At 70.6% G+C, this 25,774-nt stretch carries 23 protein-coding genes and 1 tRNA gene; 17 read left to right on the top strand and 7 right to left on the bottom strand.

Going from position 1 to position 25,774, the window contains the following annotated elements:
• Positions 1-114: 114 nt before the first annotated feature.
• Positions 115-1,815: a helix-turn-helix domain-containing protein gene (locus CA12_RS14440; protein ID WP_145359747.1), complete on the top strand. Its 1,701-nt coding sequence runs from the start codon at positions 115-117 to the stop codon at positions 1,813-1,815.
• A 116-nt stretch (positions 1,816-1,931) separates the two neighbouring features.
• On the top strand, positions 1,932-2,489 hold the full coding sequence (pyrE, locus tag CA12_RS14445) for an orotate phosphoribosyltransferase (protein ID WP_145359748.1): 558 nt from the start codon (positions 1,932-1,934) through the stop codon (positions 2,487-2,489).
• 120 nt (positions 2,490-2,609) lie between these two features.
• Here pyrE and CA12_RS14450 read toward each other — a convergent pair whose 3' ends face one another.
• From CA12_RS14450 to CA12_RS14465, 4 genes are all read right to left on the bottom strand, one after another.
• Positions 2,610-3,368 (bottom strand): alpha/beta fold hydrolase, encoded by a 759-nt coding sequence (locus tag CA12_RS14450; RefSeq protein ID WP_165700773.1) that lies wholly within the window; start codon positions 3,366-3,368, stop codon positions 2,610-2,612.
• Positions 3,369-3,508: 140 nt separating this feature from the next.
• Positions 3,509-4,762 (bottom strand): aminotransferase class I/II-fold pyridoxal phosphate-dependent enzyme, encoded by a 1,254-nt coding sequence (locus CA12_RS14455; RefSeq protein WP_145359750.1) that lies wholly within the window; start codon positions 4,760-4,762, stop codon positions 3,509-3,511.
• A complete protein-coding gene (locus CA12_RS14460) occupies positions 4,759-5,955 on the bottom strand; it encodes a M24 family metallopeptidase (protein WP_145359751.1) in 1,197 nt (398 codons plus the stop codon). The genes CA12_RS14455 and CA12_RS14460 overlap by 4 nt, the downstream gene beginning before the upstream one ends.
• A gap of 77 nt (positions 5,956-6,032) precedes the next feature.
• Positions 6,033-6,791 (bottom strand): SDR family NAD(P)-dependent oxidoreductase, encoded by a 759-nt coding sequence (locus CA12_RS14465; RefSeq protein WP_145359752.1) that lies wholly within the window; start codon positions 6,789-6,791, stop codon positions 6,033-6,035.
• Positions 6,792-6,928: 137 nt separating this feature from the next.
• On the opposite strand from CA12_RS14465, the gene CA12_RS14470 reads away from it, so the two are divergent.
• The 4 genes from CA12_RS14470 to CA12_RS14485 all read left to right on the top strand — a co-directional run bounded on the left by CA12_RS14470 (position 6,929) and on the right by CA12_RS14485 (position 13,581).
• A complete protein-coding gene (locus CA12_RS14470) occupies positions 6,929-7,891 on the top strand; it encodes a ZIP family metal transporter (protein WP_145359753.1) in 963 nt (320 codons plus the stop codon).
• Positions 7,892-8,030: 139 nt separating this feature from the next.
• Positions 8,031-12,053: an ATP-dependent RNA helicase HrpA gene (hrpA, locus tag CA12_RS14475; protein ID WP_145359754.1), complete on the top strand. Its 4,023-nt coding sequence runs from the start codon at positions 8,031-8,033 to the stop codon at positions 12,051-12,053.
• Positions 12,054-12,084: 31 nt separating this feature from the next.
• The gene (locus CA12_RS14480) at positions 12,085-12,735 is read left to right on the top strand and encodes a protein-L-isoaspartate(D-aspartate) O-methyltransferase (protein WP_145359755.1); all 651 of its coding nucleotides are present in this window, start codon (positions 12,085-12,087) and stop codon (positions 12,733-12,735) included.
• Between the two features lie 174 nt (positions 12,736-12,909).
• On the top strand, positions 12,910-13,581 hold the full coding sequence (locus CA12_RS14485; protein ID WP_145359756.1) for a hypothetical protein: 672 nt from the start codon (positions 12,910-12,912) through the stop codon (positions 13,579-13,581).
• 118 nt (positions 13,582-13,699) lie between these two features.
• On the opposite strand, the gene CA12_RS14490 is transcribed toward CA12_RS14485, so the two are convergent.
• Positions 13,700-14,503 carry a glutaminyl-peptide cyclotransferase gene (locus CA12_RS14490; protein ID WP_145359757.1) on the bottom strand — a complete coding sequence of 268 codons (804 nt, stop codon included), beginning with the start codon at positions 14,501-14,503 and terminating at the stop codon, positions 13,700-13,702.
• 32 nt (positions 14,504-14,535) lie between these two features.
• On the bottom strand, positions 14,536-15,927 hold the full coding sequence (locus CA12_RS14495) for a dihydroorotase (protein ID WP_145359758.1): 1,392 nt from the start codon (positions 15,925-15,927) through the stop codon (positions 14,536-14,538).
• 123 nt (positions 15,928-16,050) lie between these two features.
• Here CA12_RS14495 and tdh point away from each other — a divergent pair, with 123 nt between their 5' ends.
• From tdh to CA12_RS14520, 5 genes are all read left to right on the top strand, one after another.
• Positions 16,051-17,079 carry an L-threonine 3-dehydrogenase gene (gene tdh, locus CA12_RS14500; RefSeq protein ID WP_145359759.1) on the top strand — a complete coding sequence of 343 codons (1,029 nt, stop codon included), beginning with the start codon at positions 16,051-16,053 and terminating at the stop codon, positions 17,077-17,079.
• Positions 17,079-17,684 (top strand): Uma2 family endonuclease, encoded by a 606-nt coding sequence (locus tag CA12_RS14505; RefSeq protein ID WP_145359760.1) that lies wholly within the window; start codon positions 17,079-17,081, stop codon positions 17,682-17,684. The genes tdh and CA12_RS14505 overlap by 1 nt, the downstream gene beginning before the upstream one ends.
• Positions 17,681-18,880, top strand: a complete 1,200-nt coding sequence (locus CA12_RS14510) for a glycine C-acetyltransferase (protein ID WP_242687918.1) — start codon at positions 17,681-17,683, stop codon at positions 18,878-18,880. Before CA12_RS14505 ends, CA12_RS14510 begins: the two co-directional genes overlap by 4 nt.
• Positions 18,881-18,967: 87 nt before the next feature.
• Complete coding sequence (gene hisI / locus CA12_RS14515; RefSeq protein ID WP_145359761.1) at positions 18,968-19,387, top strand: phosphoribosyl-AMP cyclohydrolase; 420 nt, start codon at positions 18,968-18,970, stop codon at positions 19,385-19,387.
• Positions 19,384-19,839 carry a 6-pyruvoyl trahydropterin synthase family protein gene (locus CA12_RS14520; protein ID WP_207622011.1) on the top strand — a complete coding sequence of 152 codons (456 nt, stop codon included), beginning with the start codon at positions 19,384-19,386 and terminating at the stop codon, positions 19,837-19,839. The genes hisI and CA12_RS14520 overlap by 4 nt, the downstream gene beginning before the upstream one ends.
• Before the next feature lie 37 nt (positions 19,840-19,876).
• On the opposite strand, the gene egtD is transcribed toward CA12_RS14520, so the two are convergent.
• Entirely contained in the window at positions 19,877-20,854 is a 978-nt protein-coding gene (egtD, locus tag CA12_RS14525) for an L-histidine N(alpha)-methyltransferase (RefSeq protein WP_145359762.1), read from the bottom strand.
• Between the two features lie 105 nt (positions 20,855-20,959).
• Between egtD and CA12_RS14530 the strand changes: the two genes are divergently transcribed.
• The 6 genes from CA12_RS14530 to CA12_RS14555 all read left to right on the top strand — a co-directional run bounded on the left by CA12_RS14530 (position 20,960) and on the right by CA12_RS14555 (position 25,741).
• Positions 20,960-21,046, top strand: a tRNA-Ser gene (locus tag CA12_RS14530).
• 63 nt (positions 21,047-21,109) lie between these two features.
• Positions 21,110-21,727: a DNA integrity scanning protein DisA nucleotide-binding domain protein gene (locus tag CA12_RS14535; protein ID WP_145359763.1), complete on the top strand. Its 618-nt coding sequence runs from the start codon at positions 21,110-21,112 to the stop codon at positions 21,725-21,727.
• A 62-nt stretch (positions 21,728-21,789) separates the two neighbouring features.
• Entirely contained in the window at positions 21,790-22,407 is a 618-nt protein-coding gene (locus tag CA12_RS14540) for a hypothetical protein (RefSeq protein ID WP_145359764.1), read from the top strand.
• Complete coding sequence (locus CA12_RS14545; protein WP_145359765.1) at positions 22,404-23,876, top strand: ATP-binding protein; 1,473 nt, start codon at positions 22,404-22,406, stop codon at positions 23,874-23,876. Before CA12_RS14540 ends, CA12_RS14545 begins: the two co-directional genes overlap by 4 nt.
• A 29-nt stretch (positions 23,877-23,905) precedes the next feature.
• Positions 23,906-24,520, top strand: a complete 615-nt coding sequence (locus CA12_RS14550; protein WP_145359766.1) for a response regulator transcription factor — start codon at positions 23,906-23,908, stop codon at positions 24,518-24,520.
• A gap of 477 nt (positions 24,521-24,997) precedes the next feature.
• A complete protein-coding gene (locus CA12_RS14555; protein WP_145361555.1) occupies positions 24,998-25,741 on the top strand; it encodes a cytochrome c3 family protein in 744 nt (247 codons plus the stop codon).
• Positions 25,742-25,774 lie beyond the last annotated feature (33 nt).

Here is a 25,774-nt window from a genome sequence, read left to right on the forward strand (position 1 = left end):
CGCCCGCGGTCCGCCGCGGCGGCGGAAACCGCTTGAACGGGCCATGCCGGCGGGGAAGACTGACCGGCCCCTATCGGGCAGATCGCGCCCGCCCCCCATCGCTTGATCGCACGCATGGCCGCCAAGAAGTACCTGTCGCTCGAAGAGGCGGCCGAGCGCCTCTCGATGCCCTCCGAAAAGCTCAACAAGCTGCGGGCCGACGGCGAGCTCCGCGGCTTCGCCGATCGCGGCACCTGGAAATTCAAAGCGGACGACATCGAGGAGTACGGCCGCTCCCTCCAGGTCTCCAGCGATCCCGACGTCCCCCTGCTGGACGATCCCGATTTCGACCTGAGAGACGACGACGCCCCGAGGCGGGGCGGCGGGGGCGGCTCCGCCCTCGGCGGCGAATCGCTGGAGATTCGCATGCCCGGCCAGCAGGACGACGACATCGGCCTCGCCGACGAGCCCACGATCGTCCGCGGCGGCCCCGGCGATACCGACGTGACCGACAGCGACGTTCGCCTGACCGTCGACAGCGGCGTCGGCGACCTCCGCGACACGGATTCCCGGGACACCGGCAGCGGCCCGATCGATCTGTCCGATTCCGACAGCGACGTCCGCCTGATCAGCGACGAATCCAGCGTGCTGCTGGGCGGCGGCGGCAGCGACAGCGACGTGCGACTGATCGCCGACGACAGCGCCGCCCTCTCCGCGGACGACGACGACAGCGACGTGGCGTTGGTTTCCGATTCCGACTCCCGCCGCCCCGGCGGCTCCAGCGCCGTCGGCTCCAGCGTGCTGGACGACGATCAGCCGGTCGGCGGATTCGACGAGGACAGCCAACTGACCCTCGGGGCCGACAGCGGCATCATGCTGGAAAGCCCGCTGGACAGCGGCATCGCCCTGGAGGGAACCAGCGGCGTGCATATCGGGGACGACGACGACAGCGGCCTCAGCCTTGCGGACGACGACGACGATAGCGACGTCTCCCTCGCCGACGACAGCAGCGGCATCGCCCTGGTCGACGACAGCGACGTCTCGCTGTCCGACGTCGATTCCGCCGACGCCTCCAGCGCCATCGCCCTGGACGACTTCAACGGCGGGGACGACGGCTCCAGCATCATCCTGCTGGGCGACGACAGCGGCATCGCCCTGTCCGGCGACAGCGGCCCCCTGATGGCCGACAGCGGCGTCGCCGACAGCGGCATCGCCCTCGACTTCCTCAACGAAGACGACTCCCCCTCGACCACCAAGTCCCTCGCCGCCGCCGGGGCCGGCGCCGGCGCCGCCGCGGCGGCCGCCCGCGCCGGCGCCACCGAGGCGGATCTGGAAGCGATGGACGACGAGGGCTACTCCGTCGCCGACGACGAAGAAGGCGGGGCCGACACCTCCGTCATCCTGTTCGAGGACGACGACGAAGACGACTTCGACGACCCGATCGAAGCCCCCGCCGGCGGGAACACCAGCCAGTTCGAACTGGAGGAAGACTTCGACGAGTTCGAGTCCGATTCCTCCGGCAGCGTCGCCTCGGCGGAGATCCTCGCCGAGGACGACGACGAGGATCTGGACGTCTTCGAAGCCTCCGACGCCGACTTTGAGGACGACGAGTTCGAAAGCGGCGCCAGCCGTTCCGAGTTCGCCCCCGCCGGCTACGCCCGCGCTCCCGAACCGGAGTTCGACGCCGTCACCGTCAGCCTGCTGGGCGCCGGCACCCTGTTGCTGCTGTTGGTGGGCGTGCTCTCCTTCGACCTCGTCCGCAGCATGTGGGGCGTCAACGAGCCCGGCGTGTTCAGCCAGACGATCCTGGATTCGATTGGCAAGTCGCTGTATTGAGCCCGCGGTGCGGGAAGCTCCAGGGACCAAGAAATCAAGAACCGGATTGATTTAGCGGTCCCTCGGCCTGCGACCGCCCGTCATCCCTTGGTTCTTGATTTCTTGGTCTTGGAATTGTGCCTGCCACCTACGACAAAGACGCCCTCCACGCCCTGATCCTCGAGCGGGCGTTGAAGTTCGGCGACTTCACGCTCGCCAGCGGGCAGAAGAGTTCTCATTACCTCGACGGCAAGCAGGTCGCCCTGCACGCCGAGGGGCTGCGGCTGATCTCGGCCGGCTTTCTGGAACTCGCCGCGGACTGGGAGTACGACGCCGTCGGCGGGATGAGCATCGGCGCCGACCCGCTGATCGGCGGGGTGCTCTGCCTCTCGGACCGCACCGACCTGGTCGGGGCGATGATCCGCAAAGAAGCGAAGGGCCACGGCACCGGCCGCTACGTCGAGGGGCCGTTGCAGGGCGGGCAGCGGGTCCTGATCGTGGAGGACGTCGTCACGACCGGCGGCTCCAGCCTGAAGGCCATCGAGCGCCTGCGGGAGTTCGGGGCGGAAATCTGCGGCGTGGTCGCGATCGTCGACCGCCTGCAGGGCGGCGACGCCGCCTTCGAAGCCGCCGGCGTCCCATTGAAAAGCCTGTTCACCGTCCGCGACTTCGGCATCGAACCGCCGGCGGCGTAACTTCTGAGCCCCGACCGTCAGGGAGGCGGCCGTTCTCACGGTCGCGGGCCACTCTCGACCCCCTCAGGCGTTCGCACGCGGGTCATCGGCCCCTCCCTGACGGTCGGGGCTCGGACGGCTTCACCCGGCAAAGTCCGCCAGCGCCCGACAGTAGCGCTCCGGTTCGTCCTCCACCACGAGGTGCCCCGCCGGCAGGGCGACGGTGTCCGCGTGGGGCATTCGCTGTTGGAACTCCGCCAGGAACGGTTTGCCGAAGCACCAGTCGTCTTCGCCCCAGAGCAGCAACGTGGGCTTGTCGGTCAGTTTGGGCAGGCCCTCCTCCAGTTCGACGAGATGGGCGTAGCTGGGATGACCCGGCGCCGTCGGCACGTCCTGCACGAAGCGGTGCAGGGCGACGCGGTCCGCCCAACTGCCGTAGGGCCAGAAATACCCGCGGCGGGTCTCCGGCGTGATGCGGTCCGGGTGAACGACGCAGTCCTTCATCAGACCGCGGACGAACAGGTTCGGCCCCCGCAGCAGAAACCCGCCGATCGGCGAGCGGGCCAGGCCGATCTGCCAAGGCATCCGCTCGCTGCGGAACGCCGCGGTGTTCGAGATCACCAGCTTCGAGAACCGCCCCGGCTCCCGCACCGCGGCCAGCAGCCCGATCGGCCCGCCCCAGTCATGCACGACGAGGGTGACGTCGTTCAGGTCGAGCTTCCGGACCAGCGCCAGCAGGTTCTCCGCGTGCTGGTTCAAGCGGTAGGGGTACTCCGCCGGCTTGTCGCTGCGGCCCATGCCCACATGGTCGACGGCGATCGCCCGGTGCGACCCGGCCACGGCGCCCAGCGCCCGCCGGTACATCCAAGACCACGTCGGATTCCCATGCACGAACAGCACGGGTGACCCTTCGCCAGCCTCGACGTAGGCCATCCGCGGGGAAGCCCCCCCCGTTTCGCCGTCGCCGACGGGCGGCGCGAACGTGTGAAACTTCGCGCCGTCAGGGAATCCGGCGCGAATGAAATCGGGAACAGCGTCGCTCACGCGGCGTCTTTCAATGCGAAACAGAGAACGTTCGTGAGCTCGCCGACGGCATCGTCGAGTTGAGCGGCGGAGAAGCTTATCCGCAGCCGGCTCGTGCCGCGGGGGACGGTCGGCGGGCGGATCGCCGGGACGAAGAAGCCGGCGTCCGTTAACGTCGCGGATGCGGCCACGGCCGCCCCGGGGCTGTCGAACAGGATCGGCAGAATGGGGCTCCCGTCGCTGCCGAGGACGCGGCCGATCCCGAGGCACATCCTCACCCGGCGCCCGACGTAAGCGGCGGAATCCTTCAATCGCTCTCGTGCCGCGACCCCTTTGGGGGACGCGATCCACCGGAGGTTCGCCGCCGCCGCCGCCGCCGCCGCGGGGGGCAGGGCCGTGCTGAAGATGTGCGATTTCGCGGCGTGACGGAGGTAGTCGCACAACCCCCGCGATCCACTGACAAACCCGCCAGCGGTCCCCACCGCCTTGGATAGTGTGCCGGTGCGAATCAGCCGGGGGTGATCCGGTGGAACCCCGAATCGCTCGGCGACGCCGCGGCCGGCGTCGCCGTAGACCCCGGTCGCGTGAGCCTCGTCGAGGATCACGACTGCATCGTGCTTCTCCGCCAGTGCCAGCAGGGCCGGCACCGGCGCAACGTCGCCGTCCATGCTGAACACCCCGTCCGCGACGATCCACCGACGCCGGGTGTTGGCGGCCTTCCGGAGTGCGTGTTCGAGCTTCGCCTGGGCCACCGGAATTCGCGTGTCGAACCCGTCGCTGCCCTTCGGCCTCGGCCCCGCCCGACGCCAAACCCGCAGCTTGCCGCCGCCGAGCTTCGCCCCGTCGACCAAACAGGCGTGGCAGTCCCGTTCGAGGAACACGACGTCCCCCGGCCCGGTCAGGGCGGAGACCGTGCCGAGGTTCGCCGCGTACCCGGTGGGGAAGACGACCGCGTCCTCGGTTCCCTCGAACTCCGCAATGGTGCGTTCCAACTCCGCGATCTCCGGCGAGCGGCCGACGACCGCGGGGGAGGCGGTGGCGCCGCTAGGTAACGCCGACGCCCCGCGGGGCGTCGGTGCTACGGGAACCGTCCGCGAGGCCAGCCCGAGGTAGTCGTTCGAACCGAAGTTCCACAGCTCGCGGCCGTCGATCTCCACCCGGCCGCCGGGCAGGGTGCGGCAGACGCGGGTCGGGCGCCGCAGGCCCTCGCGGTCCAGACGCCCCAGTTCCTCCGCGACCCACCCGAGCGGATCGCCGGCGTCGCCCGTCATCGGGTGAGGGCGATGCGGTGGTTGCTGAGCCGCTCGTAGCCGGTGGCGGTGATGCGGTAGTTATGCTCGACCCGCACGCCGCCGATGTCGTCGTGGTAGCTGCCGGGTTCGAGGGTGACGACGTCGTTCTCCCGCAGTTCGTCGCGGCTCTCGGGCACCTCGATGGGCGGCTCCGGGTGGCCCATGCCCAGGCCGTGGCCGGCGTGGTGGGACAGTTTGCCGAAGCCGGCGTCCACCAGCACGCCGCTGCAGGCGTCGTAGACGGCGCTGGCCTTCGCCCCGGCCTTGAGCACGCCCTCGCCGGCTTTCAGGGCGGAGTGACAGGCGTCGAACAGCTCCCGCTGCCGGGCGGACGGCTCGCCGACGGCGTAGGTGTTCGTGAAGTCGCTGCGGTAGCCGTGCAGGACGAAGGAGTAGTCGAGGATGAACAGGTCGCCCTGCTCCAGCGTCTCGCCGACGGGCAGCCCGCCCGCCTTGCCGCGGCCCCGGCGGGTCGAGCGCCAGTCGCCGTAGACGATCCCCGGCCGGCCGGCGACCTCGTTGCAGGCCGTGGCGACGGCGTTGTAGACCTCGAGGTCCGTCACGCCGGGGCGGATCACCTCGAAGGCTTTCGCGTGGCCGGCGTCGCCGGCCCGCATGCACCAGTTCAGACACTCGATTTCGTCCGGCAACTTCTGCCGACGCAGATCGCGGAGCAGCGTGCCCAGGCTCACCCGTTCGCCGGTGGCGGGGCACTGGAAGTGAAGTTCCGCGTCGGTCTTCAGGCTGTCCCGGCAGACTTCCCCGACCATCGCGGGGCACCATTCCGCTTCCAGCAGAGTCTTGCCGCCGATCGAGCCCCGCTTGGCGAGGGCGGCGAAGGTGGCGTGGTCCCGGTTCGTCACGCTGTGAACGTGGTCGTACCAGGGGACCTCCAGCAGGGAGTCGTAGAAGGCTTCGCCGTCGGCGGACTTGGCGGTGAAGTTATCCGCGGCGAGGGTGGCCTTGCCGGCGCCGTCGTGGTCGGCGGAGCCGCCGTCGCGTTCGAGCAGCAAAATCGCCCGCTCGTCCCGGCTGAACGACAGGGGCTGCACCCGGAAGTTCGTCAGGTAGCTGACGTGCCGCGGATCGGCGACGATCGCGGCGGTGATCGATTCGGGCAGCCGCGCCCAGAGTTTGGCGCGGCGTTGGCGGCAACCGGATTCGGAGAGCATCCCGGCAGTTTCGGGAACCCCCCCGAAAACTCAAGCGGTCGTGCGAAAGCGTGACGGGCCTAGGGAATAGGCAAACGCTAGCTGCGCTTCTGATTCTTCACGACAACGGCGCTCATTCCGCCGTCGACGCCGATCTCCTGGCCGGTAATCCAGTCGTGGGCCGGGTCCAGCAGGAAGGCCACCGCGGCGGCCACGTCGCCGGGTTCGCCGAGCCGGTGCAGGGCGTGCATGTCGCGGGAGGCCTCCGCGGCGGGTTCACTTTTCCAGATGCGCTCGGTGAGTTTGGTTTGCGTCAGGCCAGGGCTGACGCAGTTGAACCGCAGGCCGCGGTGGGCGTAGGTCGCCGCGGCGGAGCGAGTCAGCCCGGCGACCCCCGCCTTCGCGGCGGCGATCGCCTCATGGGAGTGCACCCCGATCCGCCCCGCCACCGAGCCCATCAGCACGACGCTGCCGCCGTCCCGCAGCGCCTTGCCGGCGGACCGCACGCAGTAGAAGGCGCTGTCCAGGTTCGTGCGGAGCGTGTCGCTCCACTCCTCGTCGCTGGTGAGGTGGGCGGCTTTCATCAGGAAGGAGCCGACCATGTTCGCGGCCCCGGCGAAGCCCTCGCCGTTCTGGAAGGGGCCGAACCGCTCTTTGGCGGCGTCGAACGCGGCCTGCACGCTGGCGCCGTCGGCGGCGTCGAAGGCGACCGTTTCGCTGTTCGTCTCCGCGGCGAGGTCCGCCAATCGATCCACATCGCGGGCGGCCAGCAGGGACTGATGACCGGCGGCGTGCAGACGGCGGACGAGGTCGGCGGCGATGTCGCTGCTCGCTCCGAGGATGAGGAAGCCGGGCATGGGCGGGCGCTTCGGGAGCGGGACGGGGAATCGCGGGGGTTCTAGGAGCGATTGGCGGTCTCGACAGGGGGCGGCGTTGCCGCAGCGGGGGGCGGATCGCATGATGGTGGGCCGTTCCCGACGCCGTCGCGCCCGCAATGCCCCCCGTCGCCGTGTCCCCGGCCCTCCTGTCCGGGGCGGGCGCCTCCGAGTTCGCCGTCCTGTGCGTCTACGCGCTCGCCGTCGGCGTTGCCAGCGTCGCCGGCGGGGCCCTGCCGGGGCGGGTGCGGCTGACCCACCTGCGGCTCCAGTTGGCGATGAGCTGCGTGGGCGGGCTGATGCTGGGCGTCGCCCTGTTCGGCCTGATCCCGCACGCCGCGGCGGCTTTCGGGCGGATCGAGCCGGCCTTGTGGGGGGTCGCCGCCGGCCTGCTGGGGATGTTCTTCCTCCTGCGGTTCGCCCCGTTCCACTCGCACGAACCGCCCTCGGTGGTGGAGCACGAGGGGGGCGAGGAGGGTTGCGGGCACCCGCACCACGATCCGCACCCCAGCGCCGCCCGCTGGGCCGGGGCGGCGTTCGGGCTGGGCGTGCACGCCCTGATCGACGGGGCGGCCCTCGCCGCGGCGGTGCGGGGCGGGCACGGTGGCGGGGGGACGCTGGGGCTGGGGGCGCTGCCGGGGCTGGGGGCGTTCCTCGCGATCGCCCTGCACAAACCGCTGGACGCCGTCACCGTGATGACCCTCGCCCGCACCGCCCCCGGCGGGTCGTGGACCCGGCGGCATCCGGGGGCGATCAACCTGCTGTTCGCCGCGATCGGACCGGCGGGGGCGATCGGCTTCTACCTGCTGGCCGGGGCCTCGCCGGCGGAGCACCTCGTCACCGGAACTGCGATGTCGATCGCCGCGGGGGCCTTCCTGTGCATCTCCCTGTCAGACCTGCTGCCGGAGTTGGAGTTCCACTCCCACGACCGCCTGAGCCTCTCCGCGGCACTGCTGATCGGCGTGGCCGTCGCCGCGGCGGTGGAGGTGTTCGCCCACGGTTACGCCCACCACGCCGCCGCGGAGGGCGAGGAGGCCGGCCCGCGGCACACCCACGCCCACGGCCACCCGCACTCGCATTGAGCGTCGTTCGAACTGAGCCGTTAGAACCGCGACCGTCAGGGAGCCGGCTCTCCACGGCCGCGAATCACCCGGGCCGGCTCCCTGACGGTCGCGGTTCCATGGTTGCCGGCCCGTCGATTCGCCCCACAATCCCCGTCCGATGAGCGACGCCCCCCCGAAGAAACGTCGCCGCCGCAAGCGGAAGAAAGACGGCCCCGTCAGCGAACAGGGCGGCGGCGACACGCTGCCGCCGGAGGAGGTGAAAGGGCGGATCGACCTCGTCGTCGAGCGCCTCAACGCCGGCGTGATGGTCGCCGACCGCCTCCCGATCGAACGCGGCCTGAACACGGTTCTGCACCTGTCCAAGACGGGCAAGCCGCTGTCGAAGAGCCTCGAACGGCTCGAGCGGGATGCAACCCGCAGCGGCGAGCGGTTTGACGAGCGCAAGGCGACGGTTCCCAAAGTCAGTTACCCCGGCGAACTGCCGGTGACGGAGCGACGGGACGAACTGGCGGAGACGATCCGCGACAATCAGGTGGTCGTCGTCTGCGGCGAAACCGGCTCCGGCAAGAGCACCCAGTTGCCGAAGATCTGCCTGGACCTCGGCCGCGGGGTGGCGGGGATGATCGGCCACACCCAGCCCCGCCGGATCGCCGCCCGCAGCGTGGCCAGCCGGGTGGGGGAGGAACTGGGCGTGTCGAACCCCACCGTCGCCCACAAGGTGCGATTCACGGACCAGACGACGGACAAGACGCTGGTCAAGCTGATGACCGACGGCGTGCTGCTGGCGGAGACGCAGTCCGACCGGTTCCTGAACCGCTACGACACGATCATCGTTGACGAGGCCCACGAGCGCAGCCTCAACATCGATTTCCTGCTCGGCTACCTCAAGCGCCTCCTGCCCAAACGGCCGGAGCTGCGGTTGATCGTGACCAGCGCCACGATCGACGTCGCCCGCTACAGCGAATTCTTCGGCTCCGGCGAACCCGGCACGGAGGGCTTCCAGCCGGCCCCGGTCATCGAGGTCAGCGGCCGCACCTACCCGGTCGAGATGCGCTACCGCCCGCTGCCGGAGCCGGACGAGCACGACAACCAGCCTGACCCGGAGGAGCACCTCGCCGACGCGGTCGCGGACGTCTGCAAGGAGGGCCCCGGCGACGTGCTGGTGTTCGTGCCGACCGAGCGGGATATCCGCGACGTCTCCGACGTACTCCGCGGCCGCCGGCTGCCCGGCGGCGGGCCGACGGAAATCCTGCCGCTCTACGGGCGGCTCAGCGTCAAGGAGCAACAAAAGGTCTTCAAACCGGCCGGCGGGCGGCGGGTGGTGGTGGCGACGAACGTCGCCGAGAGCAGCCTGACGGTCCCGGGCATCCGCTACGTCGTGGACACCGGCACGGCCCGCATCAGCCGCTACGCCGCCCGCACGGGGGTGCAGCGGTTGCCGATCGAGGCGGTCTCCAAGGCCAGCGCCCGCCAGCGGGCCGGGCGCTGCGGCCGCGTGGGGCCGGGCATCTGCGTGCGGCTGTATTCGGAGGAGGACTTCGAAAGCCGGGAGGAGTTCACCCCGCCGGAGATCCAGCGCAGCAACCTCGCCGGTGTCATCCTGCAGATGGCGACGCTGGGGCTGGGAACGATCGACCAGTTCCCGCTGCTCGATCCGCCCCGCCCGGCCAGCGTGCGGGACGGCTACGAAACGCTGACGGAGATCGGCGCCCTCGACGAGGAATACACGCTCACCGACCTCGGCCGCACGCTGTCCACGATGCCGGTCGATCCCCGCATCGGCCGGATGGTCGTCGCCGGGGCGGACGAGGGCGTGCTGCACGACGTGCTGATCATCGCCAGCGCCCTGGAGATGCAGGACCCCCGCGATCGGCCGGTGGACAAGCGGGGCGCCGCGGACGCCGCCCACGAGCAGTTCGTCGACGCCGACAGCGACTTCCTCACGCTGCTCAACATCTGGAACTGGTATCAGGAGCGTCGCCAGTCGCTCTCCCGCGGCAAGCTGACGAGAGCCTGCCGGCAGAACTTTCTGAACCACGTCCGCCTCCGCGAATGGAGCGACGTGCACCGGCAACTGGCGGACCTGGCCCGCTCCGCCAAGCTGCCGAAGCGGTCGCACGACGGCGAGAAGTACGACCCGATCCACCGGGCGCTATTGGCCGGGCTGCTGGGCAAGGCGATGTACCGGCCGGACGACGGCCCGGAGTACACCGCCGCCGGGGGGGTGAAGTGCGTGCTCTGGCCGGGCAGCGGCATCTTCAAAAAGAAGCCCAAGTGGGCGATGGCCGCGGAGCTGGTCGAGACCGGCCGCCGCTACGCCCGCACCGCGGCCCGCATCAGCCCGGCGTGGATCGAACCGCTCGCCGCTCACGTGCTGAAGTACGAGTGGAGCGAGCCCCGCTGGAACCCGGACAGCGGCGCCGCCCAGTGCGACGAGAAGGTCACGCTATACGGCCTGCCGGTCGTCCCCCGCCGTACCGCCGGGCTGGCGAAGTACGATGCCCTGCTGGCCCGCACGCTGTTCATCCAGCACGGCCTGATCGAATACGACCTGCCCGGCGTCGACCCGGTCGACGGCAGCGGCGGGCCGGAGTTTTTGTATTTCAACCGGCAGATGCAGCTCGAAGCGGAGCGGCTCCAGGCGAAGGCCCGCGGCACGGACCTGCTGGTCGGCCCGCAGGCCCGGTTCGAGTTCTACGACGAGAAACTGCCGAACCTCGTCACGGACCTGCCCCGCCTCAACAAGTGGTTGAAGGAGGCCAGCGAGGCGGAGCGGGACGAGTTGGTGATGGACCGCAGCGCCTTCATCAAAACTGGCGTCGCGGAGCCGGACGCGAAGCAGTACCCGGACGCCCTGAACCTCTCCGGGACCGAGGCGAAGATCGAATACCGCCTCCGCCCCGGCGACGTCGGCGACGACGAGGCGGCCGAGGGGATCACGGTGCTCGTCGACCGGCGGGACGCCCACCGGCTCTCCGCGGCCCGGCTCGGCTGGCTGGTGCCGGGGCTGTTGGCGGAGAAGGTGACGGCCCTGATCCGCGGGCTGCCGAAGGACCTGCGGACCCGCTTCGTGCCGGTGCCGGACACGGCCCAGGAGGTCGTCGGCCTGCTCACCTTCGGCGAGGGCGATCTGCTGCACGAACTCTCCCGCGTGCTCCAGCGCCTCGGCGGGGAGCGGGTGCCGGTCGAACTGCTGGAAGCGGTCGAGTTGCCGCGGCACCTCCACATGACGGTGCGGGTGGCGGGCGAGGAGGGCGGTCCGGCGACCGTCGCCGTCCCGATGAACGGCCGCAGCGAGAAGGCGCTGCTGGCCCCCGCGGCCCCGCCGGAGCAGCGGTTCCACCGCGACGGCCTCACCCAGTGGGACTTCGGCGAACTGCCGGAGTCGGTCACCGTGGGGGCGAACGGGAACGGCCGGACGCTGTACCCGGCGCTGGTCGACGCCGGCGCGACGGTCTCCGCCCGACTGTTCGACTCCGCGGAGAAGGCGACGCACTTCACCCGCGGCGGCCTGCGGCGGTTGCTGGTTCTGGCCGACCCGCCGGCGTACGTCGCCGGGCCGGCCGGAGCGGGCGTGACGGCGGACGAGTTGCGGCTGCTCGTCGCCGACCGGGCGCTGGTGCCAGGTGACGATCCGCTTGCCTTCGAACCGCCCCGCAGCGACGCGGGGTGGGCGAAGATGAAGAGCGCCGCGGAGGCCCGCCGGGCCTCCGCGTTACGGCAGGTGAACGAACTGGCTGGGGCGTTGGTGCCGGCGCTCCAGCAGGTAAAGGCCTCGCTGGACGCCAAGCACCCGCCGGCGTGGGAGGAGGCGGTTCTGGACATTCTCAGCCAGATCGAAGCCCTCACCCCGCCGCGGTTCGCCCTGACCACCGACTGGCCCCGCCTGACGGAGTTCCCCCGCTATGTGCAGGCGGCGAACCGGCGGTTCGACCTGCTGCGGAGCGCCGATCTAAAAGGCGACGGCGAGCGGGAAGACCGGCTCGGCCCCTATCGCTCACGGTTGGAGCGGCGGCTGGAACGCTGCGACGACCCGAAGAACCCGCCCGGCAAGGTGGCGGCGTACCGCTGGCTGGTCGAGGAACTGCGGGTCAGCCTGTGGGCGCCGGACCTGGGCCATCCGCCGGGGGTGATCGAAAAGCGTTTGGAAAAGCAGTGGCAGCGCGCCAAGCTGGCCTGACGCCCGCCCGTCCCCCCGTGCGTCCCGTCCGATGCCTGCCGACGCCGCGACCCCCGAAGCCGCCGCCTTCGCGGAGACCCTCCGCGGCCGCGGGATCACGGACGAGCGGGTGATCGCCGCGGTCGCCGCGGTCGATCGGGCGACGCTCATGCCGCCGGAGCAGCGCTCGACCGCCTGGGTGGACGCCGCCCGGCCGATCGGCGCCGGGCAGACGATCAGCCAGCCCTCGCTGGTGGCGATGATGACGGCGGCCCTCGAACTGACCGGCGACGAAACCGTGCTGGAGATCGGCACTGGCAGCGGTTATCAGGCGGCGATCCTCGCCCAGTTATGCCGGCGGGTCGTGACCGTCGAACGCCTGCCGGAACTGGCGGAGCCCGCCCGGCAGGCGTTGGGGGACGCCGGGGTCGACAACGTCACCTTCCGCACCGGCGACGGCACGCTCGGGGCGCCGGACGACGGGCCGTACGACGCGATCGTCGTCACCGCCGCCGCCCCGGACGTTCCGCCGGCGCTGGTCGAGCAACTCGCCGAGGGCGGCCGGCTGGTGATCCCCGTGGGGGACCGGTTCATGCAGGACCTGTTGCGGGTCCGCAAAACCGCGGACGGGACCGAGCGGGAGGTCCTGTGCGGCTGCCGGTTCGTCCCGCTGATCGGGGAGCAGGGGTGGAGCGAGGAGTGAACGGAGTGTCGAATGGGCTTCGACAGGCATAGGGAAGAGCTTTCGCCGATCGCTTGCGGTTTCGCGGCGCCCAACCACCCGCGGACGCCGCGAAACCGCAAGCGTTGATCTATGCTGAGCCGAGCCAGGAGTCGTTCTCCAGCGGGCTGACAGTCACACCTGTGGACCGGATCGATGGACGCCCTCTCCCAAGTGCTGGACGCGGTCTTCCAGCGGATTCAGAACCACTGGATCGAACTGCTGACCGCCGCGGCGTTCACGCTGGTCGGCTGGTTCCTCGGGCACCGGCGGGCCAAGTCGAACTGGCGCAAGCGAGAGTTCTTCGACCGGGTGAACTTTAGTCTCAATTCATTGGCCCCCGCGGAGAAACAGGCCGACGGCCAGCCCGGCCCGCGGACGCTGCGAATTCGCACGCTGGCGGAGATGAACGCCGGGGACGTGTTCCTCAACGCCGCGGCCCGGGACGCCGTCACCGCGTCGGCCCGCCGGACCACCGCCGCCGACCCGACGTTGCCGCTGCCGCAGGAGGACTATTGGTTCTACCTCAACGCCGTGTTGAACGAACTGTCGGAGCGGTTCGCCGCCGGACTGCTGCGGCGAGACCTCGGCCAGCAGGTGCGGGGGGAGATTTACCTCGTCTCGCTGACCTGCGAAGCCGCCGGGGCGATGCGGCAACGCAAGGTGCGGGCGATGGTGATCCGCAAGGACCTGTTGCTGGACCTGCCCGAGGGCGAACCGACCTACGAGGCCCCCACGCACACGACCCGCTGGGAAACGCTGCGGTTCCTCGCCGCCGAATACGGCCGCAACCCGTGGAAGTTCCTCGAAGTGGAACTGTGCCTCTGAACCCCCCCGGTTCGCCGTCGCCATAGGCGGCGCGCCCCCGCGAGAACGCTCGCGCCGCTTCGCGGCGACGGCGAAGCGGGGAGGGCGAAGAAGGACCGGGGGGACGCAGGAGCGAGCGTTACTCTTTCGGCGCCGGCCAGGGGACCTCGTAGACGGCGGGCCAGAGTTTGCCGGTGAGCAGCAGGCGTTCGCCGTCGCGGTCCCAGGCGATGCCGTTGAGGGCCTGTTCGCGGTCCGTCACGCCGGACAGCCGGACCAGTTCGGAGGCGTCCAGCCAGCCGGTCACCTCGCCGGTGGTTGGGTCGATGCGGGCGATGTGCGGGGTGTACCAGACGTTCGCCAGCACCTCGGCCCCGCCGTCGGGGCGGCGGACCCATTCCAGCTCATTCAACTGCGAGACCGGCCGGCCGAGTCGGGCGACGCGGACGGAGCCGGTCTCCCGGCCGGTCGCCGGGTCGAGGAACCGCAGCTTGGCGGTGCCGTCGGAGAGGATCAGCCGCTCGCCGTCGGTCGTCAGGCCCCAACCCTCGCCGGCGATGCGGAACCGTCGCTTCGCCGTGAGCGTTTCGCGGTCGTAGACGAAGGCCACGCCGCTCTGCCAAGTGAGCTGAAAGATCTCGTCGCCGAGAACGCAGATCCCCTCGCCGAACAGCCGGTCGTCCAGCTTGCGGAACTCCCCGGTGCGGCCGGTTTCCAGGTCGACCGTGCGGAGCAGGCTGGTCCCGTACCGGCCGGTGCCCTCGTAGAACACCCCGTCATGCCAGGCGAAGCCCTGCGTGAAGGCTCGCGGGTCGTGGGGGTAGCGCTTCGTCGGCGACAGTTTGACGACGGTCGGGTCGTCGCTGAGGGCGGCGGAGAGCACGAGGCCCGAGCCGGCGAGCAGTGCGACGCCGCAGGCGAGAACGGCCAGCTTGCGGGTCATGGCGGGCTTTCTCAGGCGTCCGGCGGGCGGGGTCAGGCGAGGCCGATGCCGTCCGGCGTGGCGTGGTATCCGCCGCGGGCGTGATCGCAGCGGACGGCCGTCGCGTGCCCCGCCACCTTACGTCGCACGGCGCCGTCCTCATAGACGGTTTGCCCGGCGACGAAGGTCCGCAGAACCCGACCGGTCAGCTCCTCGCCGTGCCAGGGGCTCCAATGCGATTTGGTCAACTGGTCCTCGTGGCGGACGGTGAAGGTCGCGTGCGGGTCGACGACGCAGACGTCCGCGTCGTAGCCGTCCGCCAGGCGCCCTTTGCCGATGAGGCCCCAGACGCGGGCCGGGGCGTCGCACATCGCCGCGGCGAGGCGTTCCACCGTCACCCCGTGGGCCGGTCCGTGGGTGAGCAGCAGACTCAGGCTGTTCTCCAGCGCCGGCAGGCCGGAGGGGGAGGCGGGGTAGTCGGCCTCCTTTTCCTCCCGCGTGTGCGGGGCGTGGTCCGTGGCGACGACCTGAATCGTCTCCCCATCGGCCAACGCCTGCCACATCGCGGCCCGGTCGGTCACGCTTTTGATCGCGGGGTTCATCTGCACCCAGCTGCCGAGGCGTTCGTAGTCGCCGGTATCGAACAGCAGGTGATGGGGGCAGACCTCCGCGGTGATCTGCGGCCCGGCCTGGGCGATCTCCCGCAGCTCCCCCGCCGTGGACACGTGCAACACGTGGAAGCGGTGGTCGTGCCGAGTCGCCAGATCGATCGCCCGCCGCACGCTGACGACCGCGGCCTCCTCGTTGCGGATGTCGCTGTGCACCCGGATCGGCCAGGGGGGCTCCCCGAGACGTTGCCGCACGGCTTCCGTGTTCCGCCGCACCGTCGTTTCGTCCTCGCAGTGGGCGCACAGGGGGAGCGTCGTCTCGGCGAAGATGCGTTCCAGCGCCTCTTGGGCGTCGACCAGCAGGTTGCCGGTGCTGGACCCGATGAAGATCTTGATCCCGCAGGTGACGTCCGGGTTCGCGGCCTGCAGTTCCTCGAGGTTGTCCGGGGTGGCACCCATGTAGAAGCCCCAGTTCACCAAGGCCTTCTCCTCGGCGATCTTGTTTTTCGCCTCCCACAGCGCCCGGGTCGTGGTGGCGGGCTTGGTGTTGGGCATCTCCAGCACGGTCGTGACCCCGCCGGCGGCGGCGGCGGCGGTGCCGGTGCGGAGGTCTTCCTTGTGGGTCAGGCCGGGGTCGCGGAGGTGCACCTGATCGTCGATCACCCCCGGGAAAATCAGCTTGCCGGAACAGTCGACGATCTCGTCCGCCTGAACCGTGGCGGGCGGATCGATGCGCAGCGTGCCGCCGTCGAGCAGCACGTCGACGCGGCGGACGGCGAAGCCGGAGCCGTCGGGAACGACGGCGTCGCCGCCGCGGAGCAGGGTGCGGTGGGCCATCGCGGTTCCCGGGGAGCGGGGGCGGGTGGACGGGGGGGAGCGGGACTCCGAGAATGCCGGCTCCCCGTTCGTCCGTCACGCCCGCCGGTCCGCGAACGCGTCGTTCCCCACCGAGGAGAGGCCGTGAAGGCGCTGGTCAAAGCGAAGTCCGAACCGGGACTGTGGCTCGAAGACGTCCCGGAGCCGGAGATCGGCCCCAACGACGTGCTGATCGGCATCCACAAGACCGGCGTCTGCGGCACCGACCTGCACATCTACCAATGGGACGCCTGGGCGAAGAAGACGATCCCGGTGCCGATGGTCGTGGGGCACGAGTTCGTCGGCGAGGTGCTGGACACCGGCTCGAACGTGACGGACTTCCACCCCGGGGAGATCGTCTCCGGCGAGGGGCACGTCGTCTGCGGGCGCTGCCGGAACTGTCTGGCCGGGCGCCGGCACCTGTGCGCCCACACGATCGGGCTGGGCGTGAACCGGCCGGGGGCCTTCGCCGAACGGCTCTCCCTGCCGATGACCAACGTCTGGCACCACGCCGACGACATCGACACCGACGTCGCCGCGATCTTCGACCCGCTCGGCAACGCGGTGCACACGGCGCTGCACTTCGAGGTGCTGGGCGAAGACGTGCTGGTGACCGGCTGCGGCCCGATCGGCTGCATGGCCGTCGCCGTGGCCCGGCACGCCGGCGCCCGCTTCGTCGTCGCCACCGACCCCAACCCGGAGCGCCGAGCCCTGGCGAAGCGGATGGGCGCCACCCGCGTCGTCGATCCGCTGTCGGAGAACCTCGCCGACGTGCAGGCGGAACTGGGGATGAAGGAGGGGTTTGACGTCGGCCTGGAGATGTCCGGTAACCCGTCCGCCTTCCGCGACCTGCTGGCGAACCTCTGTCACGGCGGCAAGTGCGCGATGCTGGGCATCCCCAGCGAGGAGATCGCGATCGACTGGAATACGGTCGTGTTCAATATGCTCACGATCCAGGGCATCTACGGCCGGGAGATGTACGAGACCTGGTACCAGATGACCGTGATGCTCCAGAGCGGCCTGGACGTCTCCCCCGTCATCACCTCCCGGCTGCGATACGATCAGTTCGAAGAGGGCTTCGCCGCCATGAAAGCCGGCGGCGGCAAAGTGATTCTCGATTGGAGAGACGCGTGATGGCCGACGTGCTGGACTCGCCGCAGACCGGATCGACTGCGCCGCAGGAGACAGGCGAGGAGCGTCTCCTGACGGCGGAGGAGTTTCTGACGCTCAACGACGGCGGCCGCCGGTCCGAACTGGTGAAAGGAAGGGTGATCGAATTGTCCGAGCCCGGGTTTGAACATGGAGCCATTTCTGCTTGGCTCGCGTATCTCATGCAGGGGTACCTGCTGAATCAGAACATCGGTCGCCCGGTGGTCGAGGTCGGCGTGGTTACCCAGCGGGGCCCCGATACGGTCCGCGGTCCCGATGCGGCGTTCTACAGCTATGAGCGGCTCCCCGCGGATCAGCGTCCGCGCGGCTACGCGGACGTCTCGCCGGAAGTCGTGTTCGAGGTGCTCTCTCCCAGCAACCGCCAAGGCGAGATTCTCCGCAAGATCGCCGAGTACTTCGCGGCGGACGTGCTCTGCGTCGTCGTCGTGAACCCCGCCCGTCGCACTGCCGTCCTCTATCATCCGGACGACGAACCCACCTTTCTGCGGGAGCAGGATCGCCTCGCCCTGCCCGCGCCGCTCGACGGTTGGACGCCGACCGTCGCCGAACTGCTGTCCGAAGGAAATTGACCATCGCCGCTCCGTCCGACCGCTTCCTCAATCACGTCGCCGCCGAACTGGACGGCATCCGCGACGCCGGCACCTATAAGCGGGAGCGCGTCCTGCACTCCCCGCAGGACGCCCGCGTGACCGCCGAGCCGGGCGGACGGGTGCTGAACCTCTGCGCCAACAATTACCTCGGTCTCGCAGATCACCCGGACGTGCTCGCCGCGGCCCGGTTGGCGCTGGACGACCGCGGCTACGGAATGGCCAGCGTCCGGTTCATCTGCGGCACGAATGACAAGCACAAGGAACTCGAAGCCCGGCTGTCGAAGTTCCTCGGGACTGAGGACACCATCCTCTATCCCAGCTGCTTCGACGCCAACGGCGGGCTGTTCGAGGTGCTGCTCGGCCCGGAGGACGCGGTGATCTCCGACAGCCTGAATCACGCCTCGATCATCGACGGCATCCGGCTCTGTAAGGCGCAGCGGTTCCGCTACGCCAACAACGAGCCGAAGGATCTTGAAGCGAAGCTGATCGAGGCGAAGGGCGCCCGCTTTCGGTTGATCGCGACCGACGGCGTCTTCTCGATGGACGGGACAATCTGCGACCTCGCCGCGGTCTGCGAACTGGCGGATAAGTACGACGCCCTGGTGATGTTCGACGACTGCCACGCCACCGGCTTCCTCGGGAAAACCGGCCGCGGCACGCATGAGCATTGCGGGGTGACGGACCGGATCGACATCACCACCGGCACCCTCGGCAAGGCGCTGGGCGGGGCCAGCGGCGGCTACACCGCGGCGAGCGCCCCGATCGTGGAACTGCTCCGCCAACGCAGCCGGCCGTACCTGTTCAGCAACGCCGTCGCCCCGCCGATCGTCGCGGCGAGCCTGACGGTGCTGGATATGCTCGAAGCGGACACGACGCTGCGGGACACGTTGGAAACGAACACGAAGCACTGGCGGGAGAGCCTGGCGCAGACCGGCCTGACAGTGTTATCCGGCGCGCACCCGATCACCCCGGTGATGCTCGGCGACGCCGCCCTCGCCGGCCGCTTCGCCGACGCCCTGCTGACCCGCGGCGTCTACGCGATCGGCTTCAGCTACCCGGTCGTGCCGAAGGGCCAGGCCCGCATCCGCACGCAGGTCTCCGCCGCCCACACGCTCGACGACCTCACCTTCGCCGCGGAGCAGTTCGCCGCGGTGAAACAGCAGTTGGCGTTGTAGGTGCCTCCGCCTGAAGTCTGCCGGAACCGCGACCGTCAGGGAGCCGGCTCCCTGACGGTCGCGGTTCCCGGGCGGTAAACTGGAACCATGACCGTCACCTTCGCCCCCCGCGGCTCCAAACCGGAGTTGGAAGCCGTCGACGCCCCGTTCGCCCCGAAGTTCGACGCCGACGGGTTGATCCCCGCGATCGCCGTCGACGCGGCGGACGGGACGATCCTCATGCAGGCCTATATGAACGCCGACAGCCTTGCCCAGACGCTCGAGAAGGGCGAGGCCGTCTACTGGTCCCGCAGCCGGCAGGAACTGTGGCACAAGGGCGCCACCAGCGGGCAGGTGCAGACGGTGGTCGAACTGCTGACGGACTGCGATCAGGATTCGATCCTGCTCCGCGTGAACCAGGCCGGCGGCGGGGCCTGTCACACCGGGCAGCGCTCCTGTTTCTACCGCAAGGTCCCGGTCGGGCAGGGGACTGCGGTGAGCCTCGCTTCGTCCTCCTACCAATCGTGAGCGGGGCGAACCTCACGGTCGTGCGGCGGATCGAGTTCTGCGCCGGGCATCGGTTGCTCGGCCACGAGGGCAAGTGCGCGGCCCTGCACGGGCACAACTACGCCGCGGAGTTCCACGTCACTGCGCTCGATTCGTCGGGAACCGGGTTGGACGACGTCGGCCGGGTGGTCGATTTCGCGGCGATCAAGGAGGAGCTGAAGGGCTGGATCGACCGCGAATGGGACCACGGCTTCCTCCTGTGGGAGGGCGACGAGGCCGCGATCGCCGCGGTGCGGGCGGTGGAGCCCTGCAAGCTGTTCACCCTGCCGGCGAACCCCACCGCGGAGGTGTTGGCGGAGTACCTGCTGACCCGCGTCTGTCCGGCCCGCCTCGCCCCGCTGGGCGTGCGTTGCACCCGGCTGGAACTGTGGGAAACCCCCAACTGCCGGGCGGTCGCCTCCCTCCCCGCGTAACGCCGAGGCCCCGCGGGGCCTCGGCGTTACGGCGCCGTCACTCAGCCGTCATCGCGGCGACGGCGAACTGCTCGCGCGGGTCGGTCCAGATCGTTTCGATCGTGAAGCCCGCCTCCGCGGCGAGGGCGTGCAGCGTCTCCCGGCTGAACTTGTAGCTGTTCTCCGTGTGGATCGATTCGCCCTCGGCGAAGTCGAACCGGCGGCCGGCGACGGTCACGGTGCGGGGGGCGTCCGCGACGAGGTGCATCTCGACCCGGCTCTGCTCGGCGTTCCAGCGGGCCTCGTGCCGGAAGCGGTCGACCGGGAAGTCGGCCCCCAGTTCGCGGTTGATCCGGGTGAGCAGGTTGCGATTGAACTGGGCGGTGACGCCGGCGGCGTCGTCGTAGGCGGCTTCGAGCGTCGCCCCGTCCTTGATGAGGTCCGCCCCCAGGATCAGCCCCCCGCCGGGGCCGACGGCGTCGTGAAAGGTCCGCAGCACCTTGGCGGCCGCCCCGGGGCCGAAGTTCCCGATCGTGCTGCCGGGGAAGAACCCGACCCGGCGACGGTGCGGCGGCAGGTCCGGCAGCGTGACGGGCTGGGTGAAGTCTCCGATGATCGGGAGCACCGGGAGCCCGGGGTATTCGTTCCGCAGCCGCCGGGCGACGGTTTCGAGGAACGGCCCGCTGATGTCCTGCGGGACGTACGCCGCCAGTGCGCCGACGTATTCGCCGCAGGCGTCCAGCAGCACGCGGGACTTCTCGCTGTTCCCGCTGCCGAACTCGATCAGCACGGCCCCCGGTCCAACGAAGCGGGCGATCGCCTCCGCCTGATCGCGGAAGATCGCCGCCTCGATGCGGGTGGGGTAGTACTCCGGCAGGGCGGTGATCGCCTCGAACAGCCGACTGCCGGCCGCGTCGTAGAAGTATTTGCAGGGCAACGACTTCGGATCGCCGGACAGCCCGGCCAGCACGTCCGTGAGGAAGGTCTGATCCGGCGCGGAGGCGTCGGCGGCGGGGGCTGCGGCGGGGGCGGACATCGGGGGCCGGCGATTGGCAGGGGCGGGGGGGTGTCGTAGCATCCCGTTCGCCGGCGCCCACCGGCGACGGCGCCGGCCCCGACTCTTTTCGAGCCGACCGGTGTTGGAGAGGTGGCAGAGTGGTCGAATGCACCGGTCTTGAAAACCGGCGTCGGTTCATCCCGACCGCGGGTTCGAATCCCGCCCTCTCCGCTCCTTCCAGCGCCGGAGCCGCGGCTCCGGCGGAGACCCCGCTCCCGTCCGAAGGTCGCCGCGATGTCTGCCGAGAGCGATCTGATCGCCCGCCTGTGCTGCCCGGGTCGGGGCGTGCCCACGGAGACCCTCACGGCGGTCATCACCCTGGCGGTGGAGATCGCCCGCGAGGGCCGCGAGGGCCGCCGAGTCGGCACGCTGTTTGCCATCGGCGACTGCGACGCGGTGCGGCAGGTCAGCCGCCCGCTGATCCTCGATCCGCTCTCCGAGCACCCCGCGGGCCTGCGGCACATCTCCTCCAACGACGTGCGGGAGACGATCAAGGAACTCGCCCAACTCGACGGCGGGTTCGTCGTGGAGGAGGACGGCACCGTCTGCCACGGAGCCCGCTACTTCGACACCCGCAGCGCCGGCGTCTCCCTGCCGTTGGGCTTGGGCAGCCGGCACATGGCGGCGGCGTCCGTCACCCGGGACACCAAGGCGGTCGCGGTGGTGGTCAGCGAATCGGCGGTCGTGCGGCTGTTCCATAACGGGGCAATGGTCAACGAAATCACCCCCGAACTGTGGCTGCTCCGCCGACACGGCCTGTTGAAGGACGAAGTGGAGGACCGGACCGTTGTGGAGCAGGCCGGCGGCATCGCTGTGGCCGCCTCGCAGGGTGGAAGCGGGGAACGAGGCTGAAGGGAGCCGGCGGGCGGTTAGAATCTCACCCCCCCTCCGCTTTCCCCCTGCCGCCGTCCGCCTTGAATCAGGAGCCCGACACGCTGCCGCTCGGCCCGTTCCGGTTCGGCCCGGCGGAGGTCCGCATTGCCGGCCGGCCCACCGTGGAGGCGTTCGCCGGGCCGCTGCGGTTTGCCCTGTGGTGCCAGAAGGGCGCCGCCTGGTGGATCGGCGACCTGCTGAACGACGGGGACGACCGCTTCGGGGAGATGTTCAGCCAGGTTTGCGAGGGACAAATCTCCGCCAGCCTGCTGCAACGTTACGAATCGGTCGCCCGCCGGGTGCCGCGGGAGAACCGCCGGCCGAACCTCTCCTGGAGCTGTCACGCCGCGGTCGCCCGTCTGCCGGGCGCGGCCCAGCGGCGCCTGCTGGCGAAGGCGGAGGAGCACGGCTGGAACAGCTCCATCCTCGCCCGTCGCGCCCGGGCCGAACTCGCCCGGCTCAAGGCGGCGGGGGAATCGGACAGCGACGACGCGGACGACGGCGACGAAGACGACCGCGGCCCCCGGGCCGAGCCGGCCTTCCGTGAGGATCTGGACGAGGTCTTCGACGACGATCCGTCCGGCGACGATTCGTCCGGCGACTCCGCGGCCTCCCCGCAACCGGCGACGACGACGGCCACGGCGGGGGCGGGCGAATGAGGGGCGGACGGCTCGCCGGCGCCCTCGATCGTCGCTGGCTCAGAACGCTGACCGGGCGCCCCCGGGCCGGGGACGCCAACGCCGGCCCGCACGCGGACGCCGCGGCGTGGCTCGTGCAGTTGCGGTGGGTCGCGTCGGCGGGGCAGCTCGTCACAATCGCCGCCGTCTGCTGGGGGTTGGGGCTGAGCCTCGATCCGGTCCCGCTGCTGTGGGTCGTGGCCCTGACGGCCGGCACGAACGTCGCCCTGGCGGCGTGGCTGACCAACAACCCGGAGCACGGCCCGCCGGGGGAGCCGGACCGGGGCGTCGTGCCGGTGCTGGGGGCGGCGATGCTGCTGGACGTCGCCCTGCTGACGGCGCTGCTGTTCTTCAGCGGCGGGCCGAACAACCCGTTCTACGGGTTCTACTTCGTGAACCTCGCTCTCGCCGCCGCCCTGCTGCCGACCCGCTGGGCCTGGGCCTGCAACGCCGCCGCGGTCTGCGGGTTCGCCTTCATCCTGACCGATCACATCCCGCTGCCGGACATCCCGCACGCCCAGCCGCCGCTGTTGGAGGTCGGCCGGATCTCCCTGCTGACGGCGGGGCGGTTCGTGGCCTTCCTGACGTGCAGCGGGACGGTGGTGTACTTCGCCACGCTGCTGCGGGACCGCGTGCGGCAGCGGGACGCCCGGGTGTGGGCCGTCGAGGCGGAACTGGCCCGGGCCCAGAAGCTGGAGGCGTTGGGCACGCTCGCCGCCGGCGCCGCCCACGAACTGAGCACCCCGCTGGGGACGATCGCGGTGGTATCCAAGGAGGTCAGCCGGCGGATCGAACGGGCGGCCAACGGAACGCTGTCGCCGGACGCCGAGGAGAAGAACCTGCGGGACGTCCGGCTGATCCGCGGGGAGGTGAACGCCTGCCGGTCGATCCTGGACCGCATGAGCGCCGACGCCGGGGAGGCCGTCGGCGAGACGCCGGCGGAGGTCACGCCGCGGGAACTGATCGAGGAAACTCTCACCGGCCTGCGGGAACGCGATGCGGTGCGGGTGGTCGCCGCGGACGCCGCCGCCCCCGCGACGCTGCACGTTCCCCTGGTGCGGCTGGCCCAGGCGTTGCGGGGGTTGGTGCAGAACGCGGCGTTCGCCGCGGACGGCGGCCCGGTCACGATTTGCGTCGGCGGGGCGGCCCCCCGGGCGAACGGGGGGTGTGACGGCCTGCCGCAGGGGGTAGAATCGTCCCGGAGCGGCGTGAATGACGCAGCCGGCCTGCGGATCCTCATCCGTGACGACGGCCCCGGGATGTCGCCGGCGGTGCTGGCCCGTGTCGGCGAGCCGTTCTTCACCACCAAAGAGCCCGGCCGGGGCACCGGCCTGGGGGTGTTCCTCGCCCGGGCGGTCATCGAACGCCTCGGCGGCACGCTCACCTTCGAGAGCGCCCCGGGGCAGGGCACCACCGCCTCCGTTTTCCTTCCGGCCCGCCGCCCGGCGTAAGCCTCGTCGCCCGTTGGTTTCCCGTCGCCATGTCCTTGACCTCCTCCCCGACGCCCGCGTTCGCGCCGCAGACGCCCCCCCACGCCGCCCCCGGGCGGGGGCTGGGGGCGTCCGACGTGGACCCGGGATGCTGCCTGATCGTGGACGACAGCGATCTGTACCGGGACCGCCTCGCCGAGGCGATTCGCGAACGCGGCTACCGGGTGATGACGGCCGACGGCTACGACGCCGCCATCGAGCAGGTGCGGCGCCAGCCGCCGGGGCTGGCGGTCGTGGACCTGAAGATGCCCGGCCGCGGCGGGCTGGAGGTCGTGCGGACCCTGCGGGAGCTGTCGCCGGAGACGAAGTGCGTGGTGGTGACCGGGTTCGGTTCGATCGCCAACGCCGTCGACGCGATTCACGCCGGGGCGTTGAACTACGTCACCAAGCCGGCGGACGCCGACGAGATCCTCGCCGCCCTGCATCGCGGGGAGGGGGAGCCGGTCGGCCCCAAGGAGTACAACCCGCCCACGCTGGCGGAAAACGAGTGGGAGTACATCCAGCAGGTGCTCGCCGATTGCGGCGGCAACATCTCCCAGACGGCCCGGATTCTGGGCATCGAGCGCCGCACCCTGCAGCGGAAGCTCAAGAAGATGCGGCCGTAACGTAGGTCGGCGAGCGGTGGGCGTCAGCCCTCCGTGTCCGCCCGGCCCGCGACCGCATGGAACCGCGACCGCTCCTGCCCGTGCCCTCACCGGCCCGTTCCGTGTGAGCGGCGGGCGTTTCCCAGGCGTCACAGCTTGCGAGACCGGGTCGCACTTTGCCGGTTGTAGAGGACACGGAGGGCTGACGCCCACCGCTCGCCAGTCCGGGCGGCATGCCGCGTCCGCGTGACGCACCCGTGCGGCGGGGAGCCGCGTCGCGGGACTGAACGGCGATCCCTAGGATGCGGCCCGCCGGGGGACGAGCCTCCGGCGGTCCGCCCCCGTTGCCCGCCGCGCCCCGTGAGCAGCCCCCCGCCTCCCGACGACGCCGCCGTTCCCCCGGTTCCGGGCGGCGGACCGTCTGTCGGTTCGGTCACCATCACCGACGGCACGCCCGAGGCCGACGACGGTCGGTTCTATTTCCCGGCTTGGGTCAACATGGCCGTGCTGCCCGGGCTGGCCGTGGCCGGTCTGCTGGGCGCTTACGTGGCGGGCATGGTCTTCTACGGCGCCTCCCCGGAAACGCTGCTGACCGGCTATAAGCCGACGCAGCCGGTGCCGTTCTCGCACGCGCTGCACGCCGGCCAGATGAAGTTGGACTGCCGGTACTGCCACACCGGCGTGTTCAAGGGCGCCCACAGCAACGTGCCCAGCACGAGCGTCTGTGCGAACTGCCACAACGGCACGCAGGTCGACGGCGTGACGTTGAAGGTCGCCGTGCACACGAACAGTCCCCGGTTGCAGCCGGTGCGGGAGAGCATCGCCACCGGCTCCGCGGTCGCCTGGGAGCGCGTTCACGACCTGCCGGACTACGCCTACTTCAACCACTCCGCCCACGTGAACCGCGGCGTGAGCTGCGTGAGCTGCCACGGCCGGATCGACCGGATGGAAGTCGTCGAGCAGGTTATGCCGCTGAGCATGGGCTGGTGTATCGAGTGTCACCGCAACCCCCAGGACGCCCTGCGGCCGCCGGAGTTGGTGACGAACCTCGCCTGGGACTGGGATCAGGAGGGGCTGAAGAGCTACCGCACGCTGTTCGCCAGTCTGTACGACATGCCCGTGGAAGAGGCGGACTACGAGTCGCCCGAGGCGGTGCAGGCCTTCCGGGCGAAGTGGGTTGACGCCTGGCAGGACGCCCGCGACGTGCATCCCAGCACCGATTGCGCCACCTGTCACCGGTAGTCTTCGTCCGGGCTCCGGCCCGGCGTTACGGTC

It is taken from the genome of Alienimonas californiensis (assembly GCF_007743815.1).
Classification (GTDB): Bacteria; Planctomycetota; Planctomycetia; order Planctomycetales; family Planctomycetaceae; genus Alienimonas; species Alienimonas californiensis.

Coding starts and splice junctions, on each gene's coding strand:
- CA12_RS14490 (WP_145359757.1), bottom strand. CDS start 14,503: ATGACCCGCAAGCTGGCCGTTCTCGCCTGCGGCGTCGCACTGCTCGCC.
- CA12_RS14485 (WP_145359756.1), top strand. CDS start 12,910: ATGGACGCCCTCTCCCAAGTGCTGGACGCGGTCTTCCAGCGGATTCAG.
- CA12_RS14505 (WP_145359760.1), top strand. CDS start 17,079: ATGGCCGACGTGCTGGACTCGCCGCAGACCGGATCGACTGCGCCGCAG.
- CA12_RS14495 (WP_145359758.1), bottom strand. CDS start 15,927: ATGGCCCACCGCACCCTGCTCCGCGGCGGCGACGCCGTCGTTCCCGAC.
- CA12_RS14465 (WP_145359752.1), bottom strand. CDS start 6,791: ATGCCCGGCTTCCTCATCCTCGGAGCGAGCAGCGACATCGCCGCCGAC.
- hisI (WP_145359761.1), top strand. CDS start 18,968: ATGACCGTCACCTTCGCCCCCCGCGGCTCCAAACCGGAGTTGGAAGCC.
- CA12_RS14455 (WP_145359750.1), bottom strand. CDS start 4,762: ATGACGGGCGACGCCGGCGATCCGCTCGGGTGGGTCGCGGAGGAACTG.
- hrpA (WP_145359754.1), top strand. CDS start 8,031: ATGAGCGACGCCCCCCCGAAGAAACGTCGCCGCCGCAAGCGGAAGAAA.
- CA12_RS14470 (WP_145359753.1), top strand. CDS start 6,929: ATGCCCCCCGTCGCCGTGTCCCCGGCCCTCCTGTCCGGGGCGGGCGCC.
- CA12_RS14545 (WP_145359765.1), top strand. CDS start 22,404: ATGAGGGGCGGACGGCTCGCCGGCGCCCTCGATCGTCGCTGGCTCAGA.
- CA12_RS14480 (WP_145359755.1), top strand. CDS start 12,085: ATGCCTGCCGACGCCGCGACCCCCGAAGCCGCCGCCTTCGCGGAGACC.
- CA12_RS14550 (WP_145359766.1), top strand. CDS start 23,906: ATGTCCTTGACCTCCTCCCCGACGCCCGCGTTCGCGCCGCAGACGCCC.
- CA12_RS14535 (WP_145359763.1), top strand. CDS start 21,110: ATGTCTGCCGAGAGCGATCTGATCGCCCGCCTGTGCTGCCCGGGTCGG.
- CA12_RS14555 (WP_145361555.1), top strand. CDS start 24,998: ATGGCCGTGCTGCCCGGGCTGGCCGTGGCCGGTCTGCTGGGCGCTTAC.
- CA12_RS14440 (WP_145359747.1), top strand. CDS start 115: ATGGCCGCCAAGAAGTACCTGTCGCTCGAAGAGGCGGCCGAGCGCCTC.
- egtD (WP_145359762.1), bottom strand. CDS start 20,854: ATGTCCGCCCCCGCCGCAGCCCCCGCCGCCGACGCCTCCGCGCCGGAT.
- CA12_RS14460 (WP_145359751.1), bottom strand. CDS start 5,955: ATGCTCTCCGAATCCGGTTGCCGCCAACGCCGCGCCAAACTCTGGGCG.